General features: G+C 33.3%; 26 protein-coding genes and 1 pseudogene. 19 read left to right on the plus strand and 8 right to left on the minus strand.

Annotated features, from left to right (window positions below; all coding sequences use genetic code 11):
* The first annotated feature begins 9 nt into the window (after positions 1 to 9).
* The 6 genes from AC3WTA_RS01000 (at position 10) to AC3WTA_RS01025 (ending at position 5406) form a co-directional block, all read left to right on the plus strand.
* Positions 10 to 717, plus strand: coding sequence for a class I SAM-dependent methyltransferase (locus AC3WTA_RS01000; RefSeq protein ID WP_492332782.1), 708 nt, complete (start codon positions 10 to 12; stop codon positions 715 to 717).
* A 65-nt stretch (positions 718 to 782) separates the two neighbouring features.
* Positions 783 to 1169, plus strand: a complete 387-nt coding sequence (locus AC3WTA_RS01005) for a ribosomal maturation YjgA family protein (RefSeq protein WP_492332783.1) — start codon at positions 783 to 785, stop codon at positions 1167 to 1169.
* Between the two features lie 21 nt (positions 1170 to 1190).
* Positions 1191 to 1709, plus strand: a complete 519-nt coding sequence (locus AC3WTA_RS01010; RefSeq protein ID WP_000821261.1) for a DNA topology modulation protein — start codon at positions 1191 to 1193, stop codon at positions 1707 to 1709.
* A 32-nt stretch (positions 1710 to 1741) separates the two neighbouring features.
* On the plus strand, positions 1742 to 2419 hold the full coding sequence (locus AC3WTA_RS01015) for a formylglycine-generating enzyme family protein (protein ID WP_001078763.1): 678 nt from the start codon (positions 1742 to 1744) through the stop codon (positions 2417 to 2419).
* 69 nt (positions 2420 to 2488) lie between these two features.
* The gene (locus AC3WTA_RS01020) at positions 2489 to 3682 is read left to right on the plus strand and encodes a macrolide family glycosyltransferase (protein ID WP_492332784.1); all 1194 of its coding nucleotides are present in this window, start codon (positions 2489 to 2491) and stop codon (positions 3680 to 3682) included.
* A 356-nt stretch (positions 3683 to 4038) separates the two neighbouring features.
* On the plus strand, positions 4039 to 5406 hold the full coding sequence (locus AC3WTA_RS01025; RefSeq protein WP_001065137.1) for a lytic polysaccharide monooxygenase: 1368 nt from the start codon (positions 4039 to 4041) through the stop codon (positions 5404 to 5406).
* 304 nt (positions 5407 to 5710) lie between these two features.
* Here the strand turns inward: AC3WTA_RS01025 and AC3WTA_RS01030 are convergent, their stop codons facing one another.
* Positions 5711 to 6175, minus strand: a complete 465-nt coding sequence (locus AC3WTA_RS01030; protein ID WP_000024964.1) for a hypothetical protein — start codon at positions 6173 to 6175, stop codon at positions 5711 to 5713.
* Positions 6176 to 6876: 701 nt separating this feature from the next.
* Between AC3WTA_RS01030 and AC3WTA_RS01035 the strand changes: the two are divergent.
* Positions 6877 to 7478 (plus strand): annotated as a pseudogene (locus AC3WTA_RS01035) (DUF6944 family repetitive protein).
* 179 nt (positions 7479 to 7657) lie between these two features.
* Here AC3WTA_RS01035 and AC3WTA_RS01040 read toward each other — a convergent pair.
* From AC3WTA_RS01040 to AC3WTA_RS01050, 3 genes are all read right to left on the minus strand, one after another.
* Complete coding sequence (locus tag AC3WTA_RS01040; RefSeq protein ID WP_000555722.1) at positions 7658 to 8092, minus strand: GNAT family N-acetyltransferase; 435 nt, start codon at positions 8090 to 8092, stop codon at positions 7658 to 7660.
* Between the two features lie 106 nt (positions 8093 to 8198).
* On the minus strand, positions 8199 to 8861 hold the full coding sequence (gene rpiA, locus AC3WTA_RS01045) for a ribose 5-phosphate isomerase A (protein ID WP_033657767.1): 663 nt from the start codon (positions 8859 to 8861) through the stop codon (positions 8199 to 8201).
* Between the two features lie 4 nt (positions 8862 to 8865).
* A complete protein-coding gene (locus AC3WTA_RS01050; protein WP_001125372.1) occupies positions 8866 to 9186 on the minus strand; it encodes a 2Fe-2S iron-sulfur cluster-binding protein in 321 nt (106 codons plus the stop codon).
* A 142-nt stretch (positions 9187 to 9328) separates the two neighbouring features.
* Between AC3WTA_RS01050 and AC3WTA_RS01055 the strand changes: the two genes are divergently transcribed.
* A complete protein-coding gene (locus AC3WTA_RS01055) occupies positions 9329 to 10015 on the plus strand; it encodes an RNA polymerase subunit sigma-70 (protein ID WP_492332785.1) in 687 nt (228 codons plus the stop codon).
* Between the two features lie 21 nt (positions 10016 to 10036).
* The gene (gene clpP / locus AC3WTA_RS01060; protein ID WP_000991621.1) at positions 10037 to 10618 is read left to right on the plus strand and encodes an ATP-dependent Clp endopeptidase proteolytic subunit ClpP; all 582 of its coding nucleotides are present in this window, start codon (positions 10037 to 10039) and stop codon (positions 10616 to 10618) included.
* 44 nt (positions 10619 to 10662) lie between these two features.
* Here clpP and AC3WTA_RS01065 read toward each other — a convergent pair whose 3' ends face one another.
* Positions 10663 to 11520: a glycine betaine ABC transporter substrate-binding protein gene (locus AC3WTA_RS01065; protein ID WP_000727304.1), complete on the minus strand. Its 858-nt coding sequence runs from the start codon at positions 11518 to 11520 to the stop codon at positions 10663 to 10665.
* A gap of 171 nt (positions 11521 to 11691) precedes the next feature.
* On the opposite strand from AC3WTA_RS01065, the gene AC3WTA_RS01070 reads away from it, so the two are divergent.
* Both AC3WTA_RS01070 and AC3WTA_RS01075 read left to right on the plus strand, forming a co-directional pair.
* Positions 11692 to 12897, plus strand: coding sequence for a quaternary amine ABC transporter ATP-binding protein (locus AC3WTA_RS01070; protein WP_000370615.1), 1206 nt, complete (start codon positions 11692 to 11694; stop codon positions 12895 to 12897).
* The gene (locus tag AC3WTA_RS01075) at positions 12890 to 13726 is read left to right on the plus strand and encodes an ABC transporter permease (RefSeq protein ID WP_000095063.1); all 837 of its coding nucleotides are present in this window, start codon (positions 12890 to 12892) and stop codon (positions 13724 to 13726) included. The genes AC3WTA_RS01070 and AC3WTA_RS01075 overlap by 8 nt, the downstream gene beginning before the upstream one ends.
* A gap of 48 nt (positions 13727 to 13774) precedes the next feature.
* Here the strand turns inward: AC3WTA_RS01075 and AC3WTA_RS01080 are convergent, their stop codons facing one another.
* Positions 13775 to 14011 carry a hypothetical protein gene (locus AC3WTA_RS01080; RefSeq protein ID WP_000553347.1) on the minus strand — a complete coding sequence of 79 codons (237 nt, stop codon included), beginning with the start codon at positions 14009 to 14011 and terminating at the stop codon, positions 13775 to 13777.
* A gap of 217 nt (positions 14012 to 14228) precedes the next feature.
* Here AC3WTA_RS01080 and AC3WTA_RS01085 point away from each other — a divergent pair, with 217 nt between their 5' ends.
* The 7 genes from AC3WTA_RS01085 to AC3WTA_RS01115 all read left to right on the plus strand — a co-directional run bounded on the left by AC3WTA_RS01085 (position 14229) and on the right by AC3WTA_RS01115 (position 17729).
* Complete coding sequence (locus AC3WTA_RS01085) at positions 14229 to 14396, plus strand: glycine zipper domain-containing protein (RefSeq protein WP_000508406.1); 168 nt, start codon at positions 14229 to 14231, stop codon at positions 14394 to 14396.
* 106 nt (positions 14397 to 14502) lie between these two features.
* Complete coding sequence (locus AC3WTA_RS01090; protein WP_000367659.1) at positions 14503 to 14988, plus strand: HIT family protein; 486 nt, start codon at positions 14503 to 14505, stop codon at positions 14986 to 14988.
* Positions 14972 to 15808 carry a PP2C family serine/threonine-protein phosphatase gene (locus AC3WTA_RS01095; protein ID WP_000557587.1) on the plus strand — a complete coding sequence of 279 codons (837 nt, stop codon included), beginning with the start codon at positions 14972 to 14974 and terminating at the stop codon, positions 15806 to 15808. The genes AC3WTA_RS01090 and AC3WTA_RS01095 overlap by 17 nt, the downstream gene beginning before the upstream one ends.
* Before the next feature lie 17 nt (positions 15809 to 15825).
* On the plus strand, positions 15826 to 16188 hold the full coding sequence (locus AC3WTA_RS01100; protein WP_000558206.1) for a DUF4181 domain-containing protein: 363 nt from the start codon (positions 15826 to 15828) through the stop codon (positions 16186 to 16188).
* Between the two features lie 61 nt (positions 16189 to 16249).
* On the plus strand, positions 16250 to 16693 hold the full coding sequence (locus AC3WTA_RS01105) for an NUDIX domain-containing protein (protein ID WP_492332786.1): 444 nt from the start codon (positions 16250 to 16252) through the stop codon (positions 16691 to 16693).
* Between the two features lie 19 nt (positions 16694 to 16712).
* The gene (locus AC3WTA_RS01110; protein WP_000267363.1) at positions 16713 to 17093 is read left to right on the plus strand and encodes a DUF4181 domain-containing protein; all 381 of its coding nucleotides are present in this window, start codon (positions 16713 to 16715) and stop codon (positions 17091 to 17093) included.
* A gap of 39 nt (positions 17094 to 17132) precedes the next feature.
* Positions 17133 to 17729 (plus strand): uridine kinase family protein, encoded by a 597-nt coding sequence (locus tag AC3WTA_RS01115; protein ID WP_000523948.1) that lies wholly within the window; start codon positions 17133 to 17135, stop codon positions 17727 to 17729.
* Positions 17730 to 17755: 26 nt separating this feature from the next.
* On the opposite strand, the gene AC3WTA_RS01120 is transcribed toward AC3WTA_RS01115, so the two are convergent.
* Positions 17756 to 18274: a GrpB family protein gene (locus tag AC3WTA_RS01120; protein ID WP_000901169.1), complete on the minus strand. Its 519-nt coding sequence runs from the start codon at positions 18272 to 18274 to the stop codon at positions 17756 to 17758.
* A 41-nt stretch (positions 18275 to 18315) separates the two neighbouring features.
* Positions 18316 to 19161, minus strand: a complete 846-nt coding sequence (locus tag AC3WTA_RS01125; protein ID WP_001034790.1) for an oxidoreductase — start codon at positions 19159 to 19161, stop codon at positions 18316 to 18318.
* A gap of 135 nt (positions 19162 to 19296) precedes the next feature.
* On the opposite strand from AC3WTA_RS01125, the gene AC3WTA_RS01130 reads away from it, so the two are divergent.
* Positions 19297 to 20256 (plus strand): helix-turn-helix domain-containing protein, encoded by a 960-nt coding sequence (locus AC3WTA_RS01130; protein WP_098822460.1) that lies wholly within the window; start codon positions 19297 to 19299, stop codon positions 20254 to 20256.
* The last annotated feature ends 62 nt before the right edge of the window (positions 20257 to 20318 follow it).

Raw genomic sequence — 20318 nt, forward strand, 5'->3', positions numbered from 1 at the left:
GTGGATGATTTGAAAGACACAATCAAAAGTACATATGATAAATTAGCGAGTACATATAAAGAAAATCTAGACTTGGCAAATCAATATAACAGTTATTATGAAAGACCAGCGATGATGGAGATGATTCCAAAGAATTTAGAAGGGAAGAGTATATTAGATGCTGGATGTGCAGCTGGGTGGTATACTACTCAATTTGTAGAAAGGGGAGCAAATGTTACTGCAATTGACGTAAGTTCTGAAATGGTAAAAGCTGCAAAGGAAAGTACGAGTAATAAAGCAACGTTTCTTTGTCATGATTTGCAAGAAGTATTACCATTTGAAGATAATACTTTTGATGTTATTGTAAGTTCGTTAACGCTTCATTACTTAGAAAATTGGAATAAAGTATTTCAGGAGTTTCATCGAGTATTGAAGCCAGGTGGCGAATTTATATACTCCATTCATCATCCTTTTATGGATTTTACGAAGTTTACTAGTGAAAATTATTTCGAAAAACAATTATTAGTAGATACGTGGACTAAACCAAATATTACAATAGAAGTTAGCTTTTTTAGAAGATCACTCCAAGATATAATTAATGAAACAACAAATTATTTTGTGTTAGATAAAATGGAGGAACCGAGGCCAGTTGAAAAAATGAGAGAAGTAAACGAAAAATCATATCATTATCTAAATACAAACCCACATTTTCTTATTATGAAAGCCATTAAAAAATAGCTAGTAAAATAATTATATTTTACTAGCTATTTACAGTTTTAAATTACATATTAGGGGATATTGAGATGAATATGAAAAGAAATAGATTATTATATGCATTGTGTACTATAGTTGTAATTATTTTAGGTCTATGTTCCAGAAAATTTGCATTTACGTTACCTCATCTATTAAATGACTACTTAGGAGATGCTTTATGGGCATGTATGATTTTTACTGGATTCGGATTTTTATTTCCTAAAATGTACACGTATAAATTGGCTTTTATAAGCTTGCTGTTTTGTTATGGGATTGAATTGAGCCAATTGTACCATGCCGAATGGATAGATAGCATTCGTGCAACAACCTTAGGTGGATTCGTATTAGGTTACGGATTTTTGTGGAGTGATTTAGTTGCTTATACAATTGGTGTTGGGATTGGAATGTTTTGTGAGTTTATGTTACGGAAGAAATAAAAGATGTAAGAAGGGGTATTTATGAAAAGAATAATATTAATAGGTTCTGGTGGTTCAGGAAAATCTACATTAGCAAAACAGTTAGGGAATAAATTAAATATTAAAGTACATCATCTTGATGCGTTATTTTGGAAACCGAATTGGGAAGGTGTACCGAAAGAGGAGCAAAGAACGGTTCAAAATGAATTAGTTAAAGGGGAAAATTGGATTATTGATGGGAATTATGGCGGAACAATGGACATAAGAATTAATGCAGCTGATACAATTATCTTTCTTGATATTCATAGAACAATATGTGTTTATCGTGCTTTTAAAAGGGTTGTACAATATCGGAATAAAACAAGACCGGATATGGGGGCTGGATGTGAAGAAAGATTTGATTTGCAATTTTTCAAATGGATATGGCAATATCCTAAAACGAAACGACCCTCAATTTTAAAAAGGCTAAATCAATTGAGTAAGGAAAAAGAGGTTATTATTTTAAAATCTTCAAATGAAGTAAGACTATTTTTAGAGAAGTACGATACCATAGATAGTTAGACTATAAAAAGAAGTAACATGGGGGAATAGGATTGAATAGATTCATTGGCCCGGTTGATTCTAATATGGTGAAAATTCCAGCAGGAAAAGTAGAATTAAGAGATGATCGAATAAAAAAACAATGGCAAGTTCAAGTTAAACCGTTTCTTCTTGCAAAGTATGTTGTAACAGCGGAATTATATTATGCTATTATGAATCGTGCACTAAATGGTAATGAAAATAGTAATAAACCAGTTGTAAATATTTCATGGAATGATGCCATTATATTTTGTAATTTACTTTCCAAAAAAGCGGGATTAAAAGAATATTATTCTATTAGTGAAGATGGTCTAATTGTTAGTTGTAATTTAGATTCAAATGGCTACCGATTACCTTTTGAAGCAGAGTGGCAATATGCGTGTAAGGCAGGAACTACGGGATACATATATGGAGAACTGAAAGAGATTGCTTGGTACAATGAAAATTCAAGTGGATATATTCATGAGGTCGGAAAAAAAGAACCGAATGCATGGGGACTTTACGATATGTTAGGAAACGTTTGGGAATGGTGCTATGATTTATATGATGAACAAGTGTACGGATCATACCGAATTTTCCGCGGCGGTAGCTGGGCTGAAGCAGCTAGAGGTTGCGGTGCGACTTGTCGTCGCCGTAGTCATCCTACATTTCATATAGATGACCTTGGGTTTAGGCTTGCTAGGTCCATTTAGAAGAATAAGACAAAATACCTATAATACTAATGGCAACATAGACAAGATTTAAATTAAGGAGTGTTTAAAGTGGCACGTGTTTTATTCATTAATGCTGGATCAGAAGGACATATAAATCCAACGTTGCAAGTTGTAGAAGAATTAGTTTCACGCGGGGAAGCGGTAGTTTATTTTTCAATTGAATCTTTTAGAGATCGTATTGAGAGAACGGGTGCTACTGTACGAACAATTGACGAGCAAAAGTTTTTAAAAGCTTTTCTTTCTGGTGGTCGAAATTATTTATCAGAGAGAATAAATGGTCTTTTACATACGGCAGAGGTTATTATACCAAATGTTCTTGAACAAATTGAAGGGGAACATTTTGATTACATCATTCATGATTCAATGTTTGGTTGTGGACATATAATTGCTCAAATTTTAAAGCTTCCAGCAATAAATTCCTGTACATCGTTTGCACAGGATGAAAAATCATTTGAACAAATGTTAGACCACTTGTCTAAAAATATCCCAGTGGAAGTTCAGGATAAGATACATAATGATTTTGAAAGCTTAACGAAGGGAATTACAGAAAAATATGGTGTTGAAATAAACTCACAGTATGAAGTTTTCTGTAATCCAGCGCCACTTACTATTGTGTATACAATAAAGGAATTCCAACCTTTTGGAGATATGTTTGATGAAACTTTTAAATTTGTAGGTCCATCCATCTCTACACAAGTAAAAAATAAAGAGTTTGATATTACTACACTTGAAGAAAAAAGCCCGATTTTCATTTCATTAGGTACTGTTTTCAATGAAGCGCTTGATTTTTATAAACTTTGTATGAAGGCGTTCGAGAATAGTGATCATACAATTGTGATGTCTATTGGTAATAAAACGAAAATAAGTGATTTAGGTAATATTCCTAAAAACTTCATTGTGAAAAACTATGTACCACAAACGAAACTACTCGCATATGCAAAGTTATTTATTACACATGGCGGGATGAACAGTACACATGAAGGATTATATAACGGGATTCCACTCATTGTAATTCCGCAAAGTGCAGATCAACCAGTAATCGCAAAGCAAGTGGAGAATCTCGGAGCTGGGATTAAGTTGTCTATGAAGGAATTAACTGAGGAACAACTACGTGAAAGTGTAGAAATCGTATTAAATAATCCTTCATTTAAAGAAGCAGCTTTGAATTTGAAGGAGTCTTTCCAAAAAGCAGGTGGATATAAGCAAGCTGTTGATGAAATTACTACATTTGCAGGCCAGTAATAATTAGAAAATTATACATGAGAAGAGTGTCTATATGAAAGGATATAGGCACTCTTCTGTTATATGAAGCGAAGAATCGATTGTTTTGAAAGGTTAAATATCTGCATTATAAATTTAGGCGATAGTTTTACGTATTAGTAATGCTTTCACAGTTTCTGCACAACTTCTGCACATATTTTAGTGATTTCTATGTCATGATATATTCATTAAGTGAAATATTTCACAAGAAACGAAATATATTCTCACTATGGTGTATGAATAAATAACACATACATCGATACAAGATTGTCTCTTGTTATTCTTTTACATCAAAGCCCACATTACACTACGAAGTATAACAAGAAGGGGACAGGAACATGAATAATCGATTTTTAAAACAACTACAAAACATGAAAATGAACAAAAAAAGTCTAGGAGCTGTTGCATTAACAGCCGGAATTATTGGCACGACACTTATTCCTCAAAACGCATACGCGCATGGTTTTGTTGAAAAGCCTGGTAGTCGATCTGCTTTATGTAGTCCAACTTATGGTGCACTAAATGTAAACTGCGGAAGTGTTATGTATGAACCACAAAGCTTAGAAGCACCAAAAGGATTCCCGCAAGGTGGCCCACTTGATGGACAAATCGCTTCTGCAGGTGGAAAATTTGGTGGTATTTTAGATCAACAAACTGCAAATCGTTGGTTTAAAAATACAATCACAGGCGGGGAAAATTCTTTTACTTGGAAGTATACAGCACCGCACTTAACGAGCAAATGGCATTACTATATTACAAAAAAAGGATGGAATCCAAATAAAGCGCTCACAAGAGCAGATTTTGAACCAATTGGAACTGTACAACATGATGGTTCTGCAGCCTCAAATCATTTAACTCACAAAATTAATGTACCTACTGATAGAAGTGGATACCATGTGATTTTAGCAGTATGGGATGTAGCTGATACAGCAAATGCATTCTATAATGTAACCGATGTTAATCTTATCAATGATGTGAAACCAGATATAGAAGCTCCAAGTAGTCCAAATGGAATTCAGACACAAAACGTAACAGCGAATAGTATAGAACTAACGTGGAACGCTTCTACGGATAATATAGGGGTAAAAGGGTATCAAATCTTCCGTAACGGAGTGATGATTGATACAGTACCAGGAACTCATTTTATTGATAAAAAATTACAACCAAGTACAGAATACTCTTATACTGTAAAAGCAATTGACGTAGCTGGAAATGTCTCGAAAGAAAGTGCAGCGCTTTCAGTAAAAACAAAAGTTGAGGCTCCTGATACAGAAGCACCAACACAACCAAAAGGATTACATAGTATGGGAACGACAGCATCAAGTGTAGATTTAATGTGGAGTCCATCTGACGATAATATTGGTGTAGACCGTTATGATATTTATAGAGAAACAGAAGGATCAATGAAAAAGATTGCAACATCTAATACGACTTCTTATATGGATAAAAATTTACTCTCTAATACTACTTATAAATATGTAGTGAAAGCTGTTGATGTAGTTGGAAATGAATCTGTACAGAGTGATATATTCACAATTACTACAAAAACTGAGAGCGCTTCATATGAAGGTTGGGATGCAAAGAAAGCATATGAAAAGGGAGATAGAGTTCTACACGAAGGAAAAGTATATGAAGCAGTCCAGAGCTATCAAGGAAATGGGGATCCAAACTGGATTTATGCCTTATCATTATGGAAAACAGTGTAAGCTTTACCTAGGTATGAACTAAGAGATGATGGGCTTTGATGCAAAAGGAAATTTTGAGAATTCACTTTTCTGTTTATAAAAAAGACGACGTTGAATACGTCGTCTTTTTTTCTAAATTTTACTTTCCTTCATTAAATGATGATAAGTCCCGTAATTAAACTAAAGTGTTATTTTCATAAAATAACGGGGAAAGGAGAGATTTAAAGAAAAATCATAGTGTATGATTCTAAAATGTTTTTGAAAATGTATGGAGCGAAATAAAAAGAACCCTGTATAAAACGGTTTCTTTTGCTGCGTTAATCTATTAATTACAATCTTGATAATATTCATCACATGAATCCTTATTATCGTTACAGCAAATACAAAATGTTTTTTGCACAAATAAACTAACTATACTAGTAGGACCTTCCTGTTTGGTAAAAGTAAGACTTTGAAAATCTTTAACTTGAAATATTTTTGTTTGAACAGGTTGTAATGTTGCAGTAATTGGGCGGCTAGATTTTCTTGTTAGAATAGTTACTTGAACGGGTGCACTCATCCCGACAACGAATAACTGAATTAATGTTTTATTATGATTGTTTGTGAAATCCTCAAATACAGTTTGTGGCGCGGTGGTTTCAAGGAAAATAGATAAAGGTATATTTCCATTTGCATTTTCTGCAGAACCAGTTATCGTATGAGTTTCAATAAAACAGTTATTTTTTTGATCGTTCGAATGCGATTGATTTTTATAATATTTTTTACCATCTTTATAAAAATAATTAGCCATAAATATTTTGCTCTCCTTTCTTTGGAATATTAATATATATTATTAATTAAAAAGAAAGAGTGCTTGTACAAAAGAATAATATCCGCTTTTGTAAAAAAAGAAATATATTTGAGGATGTTGTAGTTTCTAACTAAAAATAAGCACACATTGAAGTGTGCTCTAGATAAGAAAGGTAAGAATCTTATGAATGGAGAATCTCCATTCAATAACATATGCTTGTCTAATTTTAAGGTGAAAACTTTTTAACAAAAAAGTTATTCGGAAAATTTTCCTGTGATGATACAATTATATTTTTTGATTTTAGATGTTTGGAATTATGAATATCGAGATGGATTTTAAAAAAATTCAGAAATTTAATTTCATTGCAAATAATGAAGCGGTTAGCCAACTTTAACTAATCGATACAGGGGTAGTAATCTAGATACATAGATATTATATTGAGTTATGTATTGTATTCAAGGGGGAATACAGAATGTGTACGTATGGGGAAACGTATTTAAAGAATTCTTCGAGAAGCAAGAACGAAATAAAAGAGCGATTAGCAAAAGCTAACTGCTCCAAACAGAGATGTCACACTTGATGTATTTATAGTATTGACGAAATATCGAGTTTTATTCAAATGGAGAGTAGTAGGCTATTAACATGGAGATGCATAAATTCATATCCTGTAAGTAGTAAATTAATGACGGGATAGATTGAAAATGGATGATCCGATTAAGGAGATAGTTGGTGCTTGGTTTGTTGCAGTAGGGACAATTATTGCTGCGATTGGTAGTACACCTTTTAAAAAATTGAACGACGAATTAAGAAGAGATTTAAACGTATGGGGGAATGTATTACAGGCAACAGGGAACGGCCTGGAAGCTGATGGACAAGGGGAAATATCTCTTGAAAAAATCGGTAATGAAATCCAATCAATTGGTAATATAACGGTTTTAACAGGACTCATTATAGAATTTGAAGATAATACACAAAAAAAGTAGTGATTGCAGGAATTTGGATACAAGCATTAGGTGGTATTACATCAATAGGTGGGGAATTAGAGGATAGTTCCGATATAGATGAATCGTATAACATTGCCGGGAATGTGTTACAAGCGACTGGAAATTCATTACAGGCAATTGGTGGAATAGATGAATTGAAAACTAGTCGGGATAAAGTGGAAGAAATTTCGGAAGGAAATGAGGAGGATGGACAGATTATAGTGATTATGGGGAGCTGGATTCAAGCAGTTGGTTCTGTAGTTTCATTAATCGGTCAAATAAGAGAAGAAAGAGAAGAGATAGTAGAGAACAATTCATAGTGAGTTTAATAAAATAATCTTTTTAAAGTGAAAGCAAACAGAATATAGTGCGAATAGAAAACTAGAGAACACCAATTCATTAAGGTTGTTTTAAGACTATGTATGATAGGTTCTTTGCTTTCAAGTGAATAAGATACAGAAAGGTGACTATATGAATAAACAATATAGTCACCTTTCTGTTATGATAACACTTTCATCATAAGTATATGTGGAATACCATCTTCCATAAATATATCAGAAGAAGTTTCATAGCCTAATTTCCTATAAAATCCTTCAGCTTGTGTTTGCCCGTGTAATTTCACTTTTGTAGCTTGTTCATTACGAGCAATTTCTTCTAACGTTTGAATGATGACTTTACCTAATCCATATTTACGATAGTCTTTTAAAATACAAATTCGCTCTAATTTTCCTGCGCCGTCAACAAATCGTATACGACCTGTACCTACAGGAAGCTCGTTATAAAAAACTAAAATATGTTTACATTCCTCACCGATTTCATCGAATGTATCGAATTCATCTTCAAGAGGGACATTTTGTTCTTTTACAAATACTTCTTTTCGAATATGAAAGGCAGTTTCTAAATCTGTAAGTTCTGTTATGAGTTTGGAGTGCAAATTGTTCAGCCCTTTCTATTGTGGTGTGCTTTTGTTTTCATAGTATATCATAATGATACGCCATTAAGAGAAAATATAAAAAGCTGACTGTAAGAGTCAGCTTTCATTATAGTTCCTTTATCCCGTTTTTTGTTCCAATAATCGCCTTACTAGTCATATTAACAAACAACCCTGTTTCAACTACACCTGTAATCATTTTTAATTGAGTGTGTAAATTGGTAGGATTAGTTATGTTATAAGGGAATATACAATCAATAATCATGTTATTGTTATCGGTAATAAACGTTTCATTATTTTTTAAACGTAACGTTGTTTGACAACCTAAAGATTGAATTTTCCTTTCGGTTTGTTTCCATGAAAAAGGTATAATTTCAACAGGTAATGGGAAAGTACCTAAATGTGTTACAAGTTTCGATTCATCAGCAATAATAATTAGTTCTTTGGAGGAAGTGGCAACAATTTTCTCGCGAAGTAATGCGCCACCACCACCTTTTATAAGCTGTAAATTAGCATCAATTTCATCCGCTCCATCAATTGTAAGATCAAGACTTTGTACGTCGTTTAACGAAATTAGAGAGATGTTTAGTTGTTTAGCTAATACTTCCGTTTCTTTTGACGTTGGTACAGCTTGAAATGATAAGCCTTCTTTTATACGCTCACCTAATTTTTGTATCGCCCAATATACAGTAGAACCTGTACCAAGTCCAACTTTCATCCCATCTTTTACAAAGTTAGCAGCATATTCACCAGCGAGCTGTTTGAAATTCAGCATATCATTCTGCTGGACGTGGGCCTGCATCAAGACCTGAATTTTCTACTGTAAGTATAGGACGAATGACTATATCTTTATGTACGTGCATTTGGCATGATAAACGTAAGTGATCTTCAATTCCTTTTTCTGTAATCGCATTTTTTTCATTTGTGCTCGCTTCACAGAAATCACCCGCTATAATTTCAACTCTACAAGTAGTGCAACGTGCTTTACCACCGCAACGATGGAGAATATGTACACCGTTATCTTCAATCGCTAATACTAACTTTGTTCCTTCTTTCACATCAAAAGTTCCCGCACCTTCAATTGTTAATTTTGGCAAATTTGTTCCTCCTCACGTAAAATTGTACATAACATATTTATGACCGCGAATTATTGAACATAAACATAATTTTTTTATATGCCCGTAACTTTTTTATTTGTTGAATCGTTAATTAAGTAAGCGCTGAAAAGGAGTGGTTATTTTGTGCACAAAAGTAACTCATATTTTAAAGAATCATATCGATATGAATCATTCAAATATGAACTTTTTAATTGAGCAATATGGAGAATTGAAAAGGTATTGTACATTTTTAACGAAAAATAAATGGGACGGCGAAGATCTTGCCCAAGAAACAGTTTGTAAAGTTCTTCAAAAATATAGTAATAAAGATATTTGTATGACGCTTGTATATAAAATAGCTAGAAATCGCTGGATAGACCAGATGAAATCAAAATCAGTTCATGAAAAAATAAAGGAACAAATTATTTTTGATGCCCCACAAGAGAACATTGCAGATTTGCATGAAATGGTAGGGAAAGTATTATCGTCATTAAATGTACAGCAATCCGCAATTTTACTATTAAAAGATGTGTTTCAATATAGTATAGCTGATATTGCTAAAGTATGTTCCGTATCAGAAGGTGCAGTGAAAGCTTCTTTATTTCGGAGTAGAAATAGGCTGAAAACTGTAAGCGAAGAAGGGATAGAGATTGTCGAATTCACAGATGATATTGAAGTTGTAGTAACGTCTATTCGTGAGGAGAGACCAGAATTATTAACGAAACTCCTTCCGACAATAGATTTTACTAAGTTACCATCTATACAGCCAGTCTTATTGTTTTATGCGAAAAACCCTTCTTCTTACAGTTGTATGCTTTGTGCGGCATAACAATTATTGGAGGGATTTAAAATGAATGCAATTCCATATGTAGTAGAACAAACGAAATTAGGAGAACGTTCCTATGATATATATTCAAGGTTATTAAAAGATCGCATTATTATTATCGGTTCAGAAATAAATGATCAAGTAGCGAGTAGTGTCGTAGCTCAATTATTATTTTTAGAAGCGGAAGATGCAGAGAAAGATATATATTTATACATCAATAGCCCAGGTGGTTCAACAACAGCGGGTTTTGCCATATTAGATACGATGAATCTCATTAAACCAGATGTACAAACGCTATGCATGGGATTTGCAGCATCATTTGGTGCATTGTTATTATTATCAGGTGCAAAAGGAAAACGGTTTGCGCTCCCTAACAGTGAAATTATGATTCATCAGCCACTTGGTGGTGCGCAAGGCCAGGCAACAGAAATTGAAATAACAGCGAAAAGAATACTAAAGTTAAAGCGTGATATTAATAAAATGATTGCAGAAAAAACGGGGCAATCAATTGAAAGAGTAGCACATGATACAGAAAGAGATTATTTTATGACTGCTGAAGAAGCGAAAGAATATGGGATTGTAGATGATGTTGTTACGAAAAAATAAGATAAAACAGGCTAGAGGAATAGCATATCCTCTAGCCTGTTTTATTAATCTTTTACCCATTCATCAACTAGCGCTTGATTCTTTTCAATCCATTTGCGCGCCGCTTCTTCAGGGTCTTTCGTTTTATTTAACATGACCATTAATGTACCAAGCTGCTCATCATTCATTTTCCATTTATCAAAGTATTTTATAACATCCGGGTGATCTTTTTCGAAACCTTTACGAACAGAGTAATAAATGTCATCTTTTTCACCATATACTTTCTTAGGGTCTTTTAAATATTTTAAGTCAAATTCTGAAAAGCCCCAATGTGGATTCCAAAGCGTAACAGCGATTGGTTTCTTTTTCGTATATGCTTTCTTTAGTTCACTCATCATCGCAGCTTCTGAGGATTGGACAAGTTTTAATTTTATATCATATTCCTTCATCGCTTTATTCGTTAAATTCATAAGACTACTACCGGGTTCGATACCGACAATTTTATTATCTAGTTCATCTTTATGAGCATTTAAATCTTCGATACTGTTTATGTTTTTCACATAAGAAGGGACGACAAGGCCAAGTCCAGTACCTTCATACCATTTTGATTTTAAGACAATATCATCTTTATAACGAGCATTTAGCGGTTTATCCGTAACAGGTAGCCATACTTCTAAATTCGCATCCACATCACCGCGAGCAACGCCAGTCCAAATTGCAGCTTTTTCTAAATACATGAGCTCAACTTTGTAGCCTTTTTGTTCTAATAGAACTTTCCACATGTTTGCCGTTGCAATGTTTTCTTTCCAACTTGTTACACCAAGTTTAATTTTCCCTTTCGAATTTGCATTTGTTGCATTACATGAAGAGAAAATCATAGTAATAAATAATGCAAGGCATATAAGCCATATTTTCTTTTTCATCGAAACCCTCCTAAGAAACGTTTGCCTTTTTAAATAAATGTATAAGTAAGCATTCTTATTATGAACGGAAACGAGAATTTTAAAGAAATCTTATGAATGTCATTTTTATGTAATATTTCTTTGCAAAATCGCAACACTATATGAATAGATGGGTAGAAAAGGAGTAGTGACATGGATAATACAAAGGTGCGTGTTGAAAACGTAACAAAAGTATTTGGGAAACACCCGCAAAGAGCGCTGTCTTTATTAAAAGAAGGAAAAAGCAAATCGGAAATTTTGAAAGAGACAGGAATGAACGTTGGTGTAAAAAAGGCAACCTTTGAAGTATATACTGGAGAGATTTTCGTTATTATGGGTTTGTCTGGTAGTGGGAAATCTACGTTAGTTCGGATGTTAAACCAATTAATTAAACCAACAGCAGGGCATATATACATAGATGGTGAAGATATCGCAACTATGGGAAAAGAAGAGTTGCGAAGAGTGAGAAGAACGAAGATGAGTATGGTGTTTCAAAAGTTCGCTTTATTTCCACATCGTACAGTGATACAAAATGTTGCGTACGGGTTAGAGATACAAGGAGTTCAAGTAGAGGAACGGGAGAATAAAGCATTAGAATCGCTACAGTTAGTAGGACTTGATCATCATAAAGATAATTATCCTAGTCAACTTAGTGGCGGTATGCAGCAGCGTGTTGGAATTGCAAGGGCATTAACAAATAATCCAGATGTATTGTTAATGGATGAGTCATTTAGTGCTTTAGATCCACTGATTCGCAAAGAAATGCAAGATGAATTGTTAGAGCTACAAGATAAAATGGAGAAAACAATTATATTTATTACACATGATTTAGATGAAGCGCTTCGAATTGGTGATCGGATTGCGTTAATGAAAGATGGAGAGATTGTTCAAATTGGAACGCCGGAAGAAATTATGATGAGCCCTGCCAATGAATTTGTTGAGAAATTTGTTGCGGACGTAAATTTAGGAAAAGTAATTACGGCGGAATCTATATTAAAACGACCAGAGACTTTACTAATTGATCGTGGACCGCGTGTAGCACTTCAAATTATGAGGAATGCAGGTGTTTCAACTGTATATGTTGTAAATAAAAAATATGAATTTTTAGGTATATTAACTGCGGATGATGCGAGTAAAGCCGTTCAAAAACAATGGCCAATTGCTGATTTATTACTTAACGATATTCCGCACGTGTATTTAGATACTTTACTGGAAGAAACATATGCAAAAATGGCGGAGATGAAATATCCGTTACCCGTAATTGATGAGAAGAAAAGGCTAAGAGGAATTATTAAACGCGAAAGTGTCATTCAAGCTCTTGCAGGTAATATTGAGGAAGAGGTGAAAGACGATGAGTAGTATACCACGTATTCCATTAGGGGAATGGGTCGATTCATTTGTTGCAAGTTTATATGAGCACCTTGAAGGCTTATTCCGAGGATTCTCTTATATTATCGGTGGATTCGTTGATTTACTCGCTAATTTTTTAACAATAATACCAGCTATATTGATGATTATTATCCTTTGTTTCCTCATTTGGTACACAACGAGAAAAGTATCTTTAATTGTTTTTACACTCATCGGTTTATTATTTATTTTAAATATTAACTACTGGGCACAGACGATGCAAACATTAGCACTTGTACTTACGTCTGTTATTATTTCAATCATTGTAGGAATCCCAATCGGAATTTTAGCTTCTCAAAATGAACGTTTTTCAAAATTTTTAAAACCGACATTAGATTTTATGCAAACAATGCCGGCTTTCGTATATCTTATTCCTGCGATTACATTTTTTGGAGTAGGTGTTGTACCTGGGATTATCGCATCAGTAATCTTTGCAATGCCACCGACAATTCGTTTTACTGACTTAGGAATTAGACAAGTTCCAGAAGATTTAATTGAAGCAGCGAATGCGTTTGGCTCTACCGCATCACAAAAATTATTTAAAGTACAATTACCACTTGCAACTGGAACGATCATGGCTGGTGTGAACCAAAGCATTATGCTTTCTTTATCTATGGTAGTAACAGCATCTCTTGTAGGAGCACCAGGTCTTGGAGTTGATGTATACCGCTCTGTAACACAAGTTAATATCGGAATGGGATTTGAAGCCGGACTAGCTATTGTTGTCATTGCGATTATATTAGACCGTATTACACAAGGATTTCATCAAAAAAGAAGATAAAAGAAAAACACACTTTATCATACAAAGTGTGTTTTTTTGTTCAAAAAATTACATACGAACGATAACAGAACCGCCAGCTGGTGCATAAACATGGTTTTGTTGTTGTTCCATTGATTTAATTAAATGATTATTCTCTTCGATTAATGAGATTAATTTCGCTAATTGACTTTCAAGACTTGCGATACGCTGCATCATATATTGTGAATCATGATGCAGTGTATTTCTTACGGGATGGGGGGAATACACATATTGTTGATTTATATTTGGATTCCAGTGAGGATGCATTTAAATCTTTCCTCCTTCAATAAATTACGAAGCTTTCTTATAGTAAATGCCTATGTATAATTAGTGGTTACTTGAAATTTTATTATGATAAAAGGATTATGTACAGAAAATGGAAAATGTTATATATGAAGTTAAAGTATATTTTGGGGAAATATTCAAGTGAGATAGTGAATATATTAATACATTCAAGTAAGTGTATGTTATTTAGGGAGAAACGATGGGAGGCGATGCAATTTTGGCTAAAAATAAAAAAAGAAATAATGCATTGGCGATAGGTGTCGGTATAGGGGTTGTAATTGGTGTGTTTCAAGGGTTCTTTACTAATAATTTAGTAATCGGAATTGTGATTGGAATTGTAATTGGGATTGCGTTTTTGAAGAAATAGTGAGTTGTAAATTTATTTGAAAAATCGCTTCGTTAAAAGAATGAATTTTCGGAATATAAATCCTGTTTTTCCTTTTTTTATGATATTATAAATAAAAAGGCTGGTGATGGATATGTCAACAAACAATCAAGTAGAACAAAACTGCTTTATTTGCGAAAAACATAGAGGAAACATAATAGTTCCAGGTGGAGCTATTTACGAAGATGAACTCGTTTACGTAGGACATGTCCACTGGGATAGTGAAGAAATATACCTTGGTTATGTAATGATAGATATAAAAAGACATGTACCTGGCCTTGCCGAACTAGCAGATGAAGAAGCAAAAGCGTTCGGACTTATAACAAGTAGAGTAAGTAAAGCGCTAAAAGAAAGTGAAGGTGCAGAACATATTTACACTTTTGTTTCAGGGAATGGTGTACCACATATGCATATGCACATCATACCGCGTTATCCAAATACACCCAAAGAGTTTTGGTCACCAACTGAAGTAGCGAAATGGACTGGTGCGCCATATGGTGACGCAGAGAAAATCAAAAAACTATGCGAAAGAATACGAAAGTATATGGTGAGTGAATATGCATACAACAAATAATAGACAATATTCATGGGTTGGAAATAAGAAGATGTGTTTAGACGAAGTTTCAGTAAAACAATATGGTGATATCGCACTCGGTGCATATGGCGGGAATATAAGTGCTGGAGCAAAAAAGAATGAAGATGGTGCGTTAGTTTGGTCAAATGGTGATTGGGAATTTGCAGCTATTTTAGATGGACATAATAGTGCGGAAAGTGTTGATTTAGTAGTAAATACAATCCAAAAGGAATATGAAAATATAAAAGTAATGATGAATGAATCGATTGATACAGTATTTCGATCTGTTGAAAATCATCTACTTACAATTTTTCAATCCTCTTCATTTAAGGAAAAGTGCCAAAGCATTAAAGGTGAAACAGCTTGCTTAATATGTGTAAGAAAAGAAAATTATATATGGTGGTTATCTATTGGCGATTGCCTCATTTATGTATTTCATGAAGAGTTACATAAGTTAGGACAATATGCATTAAATCAACGTCATTTTTACGAATGGATCGGAAATGTAAACACTTTCACTTTACCAGTCCCTTGCTATTCAACAGGAATTCGTGAATTACGTGCTGGAAAGAATCGAATTGTAATGGTTACAGATGGAGTATTAGAATGCGGGGAACGTCATTATGAAACACCATTGAATCTGTATAACGATATGAACGGAAGTAATGTAGAACTAAAAGAAAATGTTCATAATGTTTTAGAACACGTTCATCAGCAATTAGGGAGAGATAGTGCGACTATTATTAGTTGGGACGTAGAGAACAAAATGAGTACTACGTATCCGAGTGATCAGCCGGAGAAAATCCAGACGATAAGATAAAGGAGGTGATCTCTCTAATGCATGTGAAAGTAATTGTATTAGTTTTATGGATCATATTCTTATTTGTTTTAGAAAATATAGTGAGAAAAAGGCTAAATATACCGAAACAAAAAGGATGGAATAATAAATATGTAAATAAGCTGCATAAATGGGGAAACAGGATTATTATTTTTTCGTATATAGTAGTTATAATTATATGCTCTTCTCTTTCGAACCCTCTATACATGGGCTTCCTACCCTTTCTCTTTTTAATTACGTTGTATAGTTTCGAATCATATATGGAATGGAAATATGATAGAGAATCAAGGGAGTTTTTGATGTCCTTAGGCGGAGTTGTATCACTATTGATAACGGGGATAATTCTATATTTCCTTATTTAATACGTATTGATTAAGACACTATGGCAATATCATAAAATGAGCAATTATAGGCAGAGAAGAAATGAAAAGTCCTCGATTACGTGCTGAAGTAATGATTTTAAATGAAGATCATTCTAAAGTACTTGTACAATGTGATTTAAGAGAAACATTTTATCGTTTTCCAGGAGGTTCTATTGAATTTGGCGAGATGGCACAAGAAGCAATAATGCGGGAGTTGATGGAAGAATATGATTTAAAAGTTGATGTTCAAAAGTTAGCAATTGTAAGTGAGCATATTTTTGAGTGGAAGAATGAAAAAGGACATCACTGTACATTGCTACATTGGGGAACTGTTGAAGCGATAATTACCAATGAAATAAGACATAAAGAACATGTGGATATTATATTAATATGGAAAAGTATAGAAGAATTAAAAACGAAGCCAACATGCCCTGAAGGGATTGTAAGTTATTCACAAAAGGATAACTGTCATGTAATCCGCTTTATTTTAAATAATGCAACGTAGTAATAGGAGGGGATTGAACATGTGGAATTCTTCTGTTTGGATAATAATTATAGGAATTGCTATAGGCGGATATTTTTTAGAGCAGTTTTTAAGAAGAAAGTTGAATATGGAGAAGAGAGGTTTCTTTGGATATAAGTATGTAAATAGCTTGCATGTAAAATTGGAAATTGTATTGTTTATTATTTATTTTGTAAGTAGTATGATTTATGTTAATAGCGATGAAAATGCAAACATAGGGTATGCCTTTTTCATTTTTTTTGCAACGTTATGGACGTTACGCGCATGGATGGAGTGGAAATTTGATAGAGAATCGAAAGAATACATCCTTTCAACAATCGGTTTACTTGCATTTGTAGTTATGATTTCATTGCTACTTTACTTCGATCCGATTTCAGCGTAAAAGTAAGTCTATAGATATAAAACGAGGGGATGAAATAGTTTGGGGTTAAATAAAATATTAGAACAAATTCGAGTGAAGTCTGTAGAGCAATCACTACTAATAATAGGTATTGATGGTTGTGGCGGCGCAGGAAAAAGTACGTTAGCTAATAAAATAAAAAGTAAGTTTTCAACTGTAACAATTGTTCATATGGATGATTTTTATTTAACATCCTCACAAATTATAAATGAACATCCTATGAATAAATCGATTGGTGCAGATTTTGATTGGAAACGCCTTTTACAAGAAGTTTTAGATCCGATTAGTAATGGCATTGAAGGATGTTATAAACGTTACGATTGGGAAACGGATTCTTTAGCAGAAACTCATACTGTCCCTGCAATCGGAATTGTTATTATAGAAGGTGTATATGCAGCACGTCAGGAACTGGCGGAGATGTATGATTTGAAAATATGGGTGAATTGTCCTCGTGAAACACGTATAAAAAGAGGGATTGCTAGAGATGGCGAAACAGCACGTGATATGTGGGAAAACAATTGGATGGTTGCTGAAGATATGTATGTAGAAAGTCATAAACCACATGAATTTGCAGATTTTATAATTGATGGTATAAATCAAGAGTTAACTAATAAATAAGAAACCATTGAGTAGTAAATGGTTTCTTATTTAAATTTATCATTTATTTTAGCTAAAATGGATGTAACGAAATTTGTTTTATCCTCTGCATATTGATGTTTATCATTAGGATTAGCTTGTGAAAGTTGAACCTTTAACTGTTCATACTGTATACGAGAAGTTTTGTTGTCAATTAAGTAATCTCTGAATTGTAATTGTTCTATTAAATATGTGTTTCCTTGTTCATACATATGAATTTGATGAGTTCTTGGCTCTCCTTTATTAAAATAGTATCGTTCAGGCAGTACATCTTTTCTGTATTTATAGTTTAGTAGTTCTAACTTGTTTATACATTTTAAACCGTCCGTATAATTTTCTAATTCGATTGCAATATCAATAATTGGCTTTGCACTTAAATGTGGAATAGAGGTACTACCAATATGGTGTATCGCTAAAATATGTTTGCCAATTTGTTCTTCAATGAGTTGTTTTTCTTTCATAAACTCAATTTGCCATTCTTCAGTCCATGGAACTAAAAACACTTTTCCAAACGGTAAACCTAACATTTGATTAGCACCTCTTTCAAAATGTTTATCAAAAAAGTAAACTACATTTTCTTAAAGCTTCTCAAAACAAGGTATTCCCACAATCTCCAAGGAAGAATCTTCTTCGCAAAGATCATAAATTTTACACCTTTTCCAATCGGATATCGTAATTTCGTACGCTTAGATTCAGCAATTTCTACAATTTTATTAGCAACATCTATCGGATTACCAAATGTATCACTGCCGCTATTAATATGTTTTTGTATTTTATCCATATATTCTTTGTAAGGAGAAGGTGTATCAGATTGGTTTGTAGCTAGTTGTTTACTAACTTCCCAAATATTTGTGTTATAAGAACCAGGTTCAATTAAAGCAACATCTATTCCGAACGGTTTTACTTCTAAACGAAGTGATTCACTCCAGCCTTCTAACGCATATTTTGAAGAAACGTAAGGGGATAGACCAGGGAATCCAACTTGACCACTAATGCTGCTTATATTTATGATTTTTCCACTTTTTTGTTCTCTCATATAAGGTAAAACAAGTTGAGTGATTGAAATAGCACCAAAAAGGTTCGTTTCAAATTGTTTACGGTATTCCTCTACTGGAATTTCTTCTACAAAGCCCCCATTTGCATATCCTGCATTATTAATGAGAAGATCTACTCTGTTTATTTCTTTTAAAAATAATTGGAAGTTATGTATAGAACTTTGATCTGTTACATCTAATTGTTGAACTCTTATATTTTGTTGTAAATTGAGTTTGGTAGCATGAGATAGTAAGTTTACTTGTTTTTCAAGGTTTCGCATTGTAGCAATGACAATATAGTCTTTTTTTGCTAGTTCAAGTGTCGTTAATAGTCCGAATCCACTTGATGCGCCTGTAATAATCGCGATTTTTTTATTCATTGGTCGCTCGCTTTCTTTTTCTTTTATCATAACGAGTTATAAAGGGAAAAGCTATTTAATGTATAAAGATATTTGTTATAATTGAAAATGGTTATCAATTAAATTTAGTTTTCACATAAAAGGAGTGTGGATTTCATGGAGACTAACGGTTTTCATGATATTTTTCATAAATATTTTCATGGGTTACAAGTTGTAGAAGAAAGATATATGAATGTGCCAAAAACAATAGGTAAGGGTGATGTGCGAAGATGGACCTCGTTTTCTGGAATGGAAATTGTGTTTTCAAATTATCAATTTCATAATAATTATCGCATTCAGTTTGCATCTGATGCAGCAATGGTGGAACTTAATTTTTGTTTACAAGGATCTGGGGAAGTGCAAATTGGTCATACATCGTATGAATTAATGTCTGGCAATAGCTATTTATATTTTATGAATGATTTTGATGTGTTATTTGAATATGAAAAAGAAAGGCCTCTATATTCATTGGCAATTGGGATTCCTGTACAATTATTTAATCATTTCATGATGAATAATGCTATTGAAAAAAGTCTTGATTTTCATTCTATATTAGGAAATCAATCTTTTAAAAAGTTTCAAAATCCAATTGATTCTATAACATCTAATCTTATTAAGAGTATGATAGAGCATCCCCAAAAGGATCGTATTAGTCAACTAGAATTAGAAAGTAAAGCGCTCGAATTGCTTTCTATACATTTTGGGAGAGTGTTGCTTAATGATTGTGACGCAAATAAAAGGAGTCAATTATCAAAAAAGGATTTGAATAAAATAAAACAGGCTGAAGAAATTTTACTTCAACGAATGGAATCACCCCCATCATTATTAGAATTGGCTAAAATAGTAGGAATAAATGATTATAAATTAAAAATTGGATTTAAAGAATTATTTGGGATGTCCACGTTTGCATATTTACGAGAAAAACGTATGGAACATGCGATAGATTTACTACGTTCGGGAAATAGTAATGTGACCGAAACGGCATTTGCAGTTGGGTACAATAATGTCAGTCATTTTTCAGAGTTATTTCGTAAAAAGTATGGAATGAATCCATCAAAACTTTTACGTATTTATTAACGTAAAACAGGAATAATCCGCTATACCGTAAATTCCTCCGTTATTTGGTAGTTGCTTTTTGT

The sequence above is a fragment of the Bacillus sp. EB106-07-01-XG149 genome (assembly GCF_058791555.1).

What these genes read in the sequence shown, in the direction of transcription:
- AC3WTA_RS01090 (WP_000367659.1), top strand. Translation starts at nt 14,503, where the DNA reads ATGGATATGTCAACAAACAATCAAGTAGAACAAAACTGCTTTATTTGC.
- clpP (WP_000991621.1), top strand. Translation starts at nt 10,037, where the DNA reads ATGAATGCAATTCCATATGTAGTAGAACAAACGAAATTAGGAGAACGT.
- AC3WTA_RS01105 (WP_492332786.1), top strand. Translation starts at nt 16,250, where the DNA reads ATGAAAAGTCCTCGATTACGTGCTGAAGTAATGATTTTAAATGAAGAT.
- AC3WTA_RS01085 (WP_000508406.1), top strand. Translation starts at nt 14,229, where the DNA reads ATGGGAGGCGATGCAATTTTGGCTAAAAATAAAAAAAGAAATAATGCA.
- AC3WTA_RS01080 (WP_000553347.1), bottom strand. Translation starts at nt 14,011, where the DNA reads ATGCATCCTCACTGGAATCCAAATATAAATCAACAATATGTGTATTCC.
- AC3WTA_RS01110 (WP_000267363.1), top strand. Translation starts at nt 16,713, where the DNA reads ATGTGGAATTCTTCTGTTTGGATAATAATTATAGGAATTGCTATAGGC.
- AC3WTA_RS01120 (WP_000901169.1), bottom strand. Translation starts at nt 18,274, where the DNA reads ATGTTAGGTTTACCGTTTGGAAAAGTGTTTTTAGTTCCATGGACTGAA.
- AC3WTA_RS01025 (WP_001065137.1), top strand. Translation starts at nt 4,039, where the DNA reads ATGAATAATCGATTTTTAAAACAACTACAAAACATGAAAATGAACAAA.
- AC3WTA_RS01010 (WP_000821261.1), top strand. Translation starts at nt 1,191, where the DNA reads ATGAAAAGAATAATATTAATAGGTTCTGGTGGTTCAGGAAAATCTACA.
- AC3WTA_RS01005 (WP_492332783.1), top strand. Translation starts at nt 783, where the DNA reads ATGAATATGAAAAGAAATAGATTATTATATGCATTGTGTACTATAGTT.
- AC3WTA_RS01030 (WP_000024964.1), bottom strand. Translation starts at nt 6,175, where the DNA reads ATGGCTAATTATTTTTATAAAGATGGTAAAAAATATTATAAAAATCAA.
- AC3WTA_RS01095 (WP_000557587.1), top strand. Translation starts at nt 14,972, where the DNA reads ATGCATACAACAAATAATAGACAATATTCATGGGTTGGAAATAAGAAG.
- AC3WTA_RS01125 (WP_001034790.1), bottom strand. Translation starts at nt 19,161, where the DNA reads ATGAATAAAAAAATCGCGATTATTACAGGCGCATCAAGTGGATTCGGA.
- AC3WTA_RS01130 (WP_098822460.1), top strand. Translation starts at nt 19,297, where the DNA reads ATGGAGACTAACGGTTTTCATGATATTTTTCATAAATATTTTCATGGG.
- AC3WTA_RS01100 (WP_000558206.1), top strand. Translation starts at nt 15,826, where the DNA reads ATGCATGTGAAAGTAATTGTATTAGTTTTATGGATCATATTCTTATTT.
- AC3WTA_RS01075 (WP_000095063.1), top strand. Translation starts at nt 12,890, where the DNA reads ATGAGTAGTATACCACGTATTCCATTAGGGGAATGGGTCGATTCATTT.
- AC3WTA_RS01070 (WP_000370615.1), top strand. Translation starts at nt 11,692, where the DNA reads ATGGATAATACAAAGGTGCGTGTTGAAAACGTAACAAAAGTATTTGGG.
- AC3WTA_RS01065 (WP_000727304.1), bottom strand. Translation starts at nt 11,520, where the DNA reads ATGAAAAAGAAAATATGGCTTATATGCCTTGCATTATTTATTACTATG.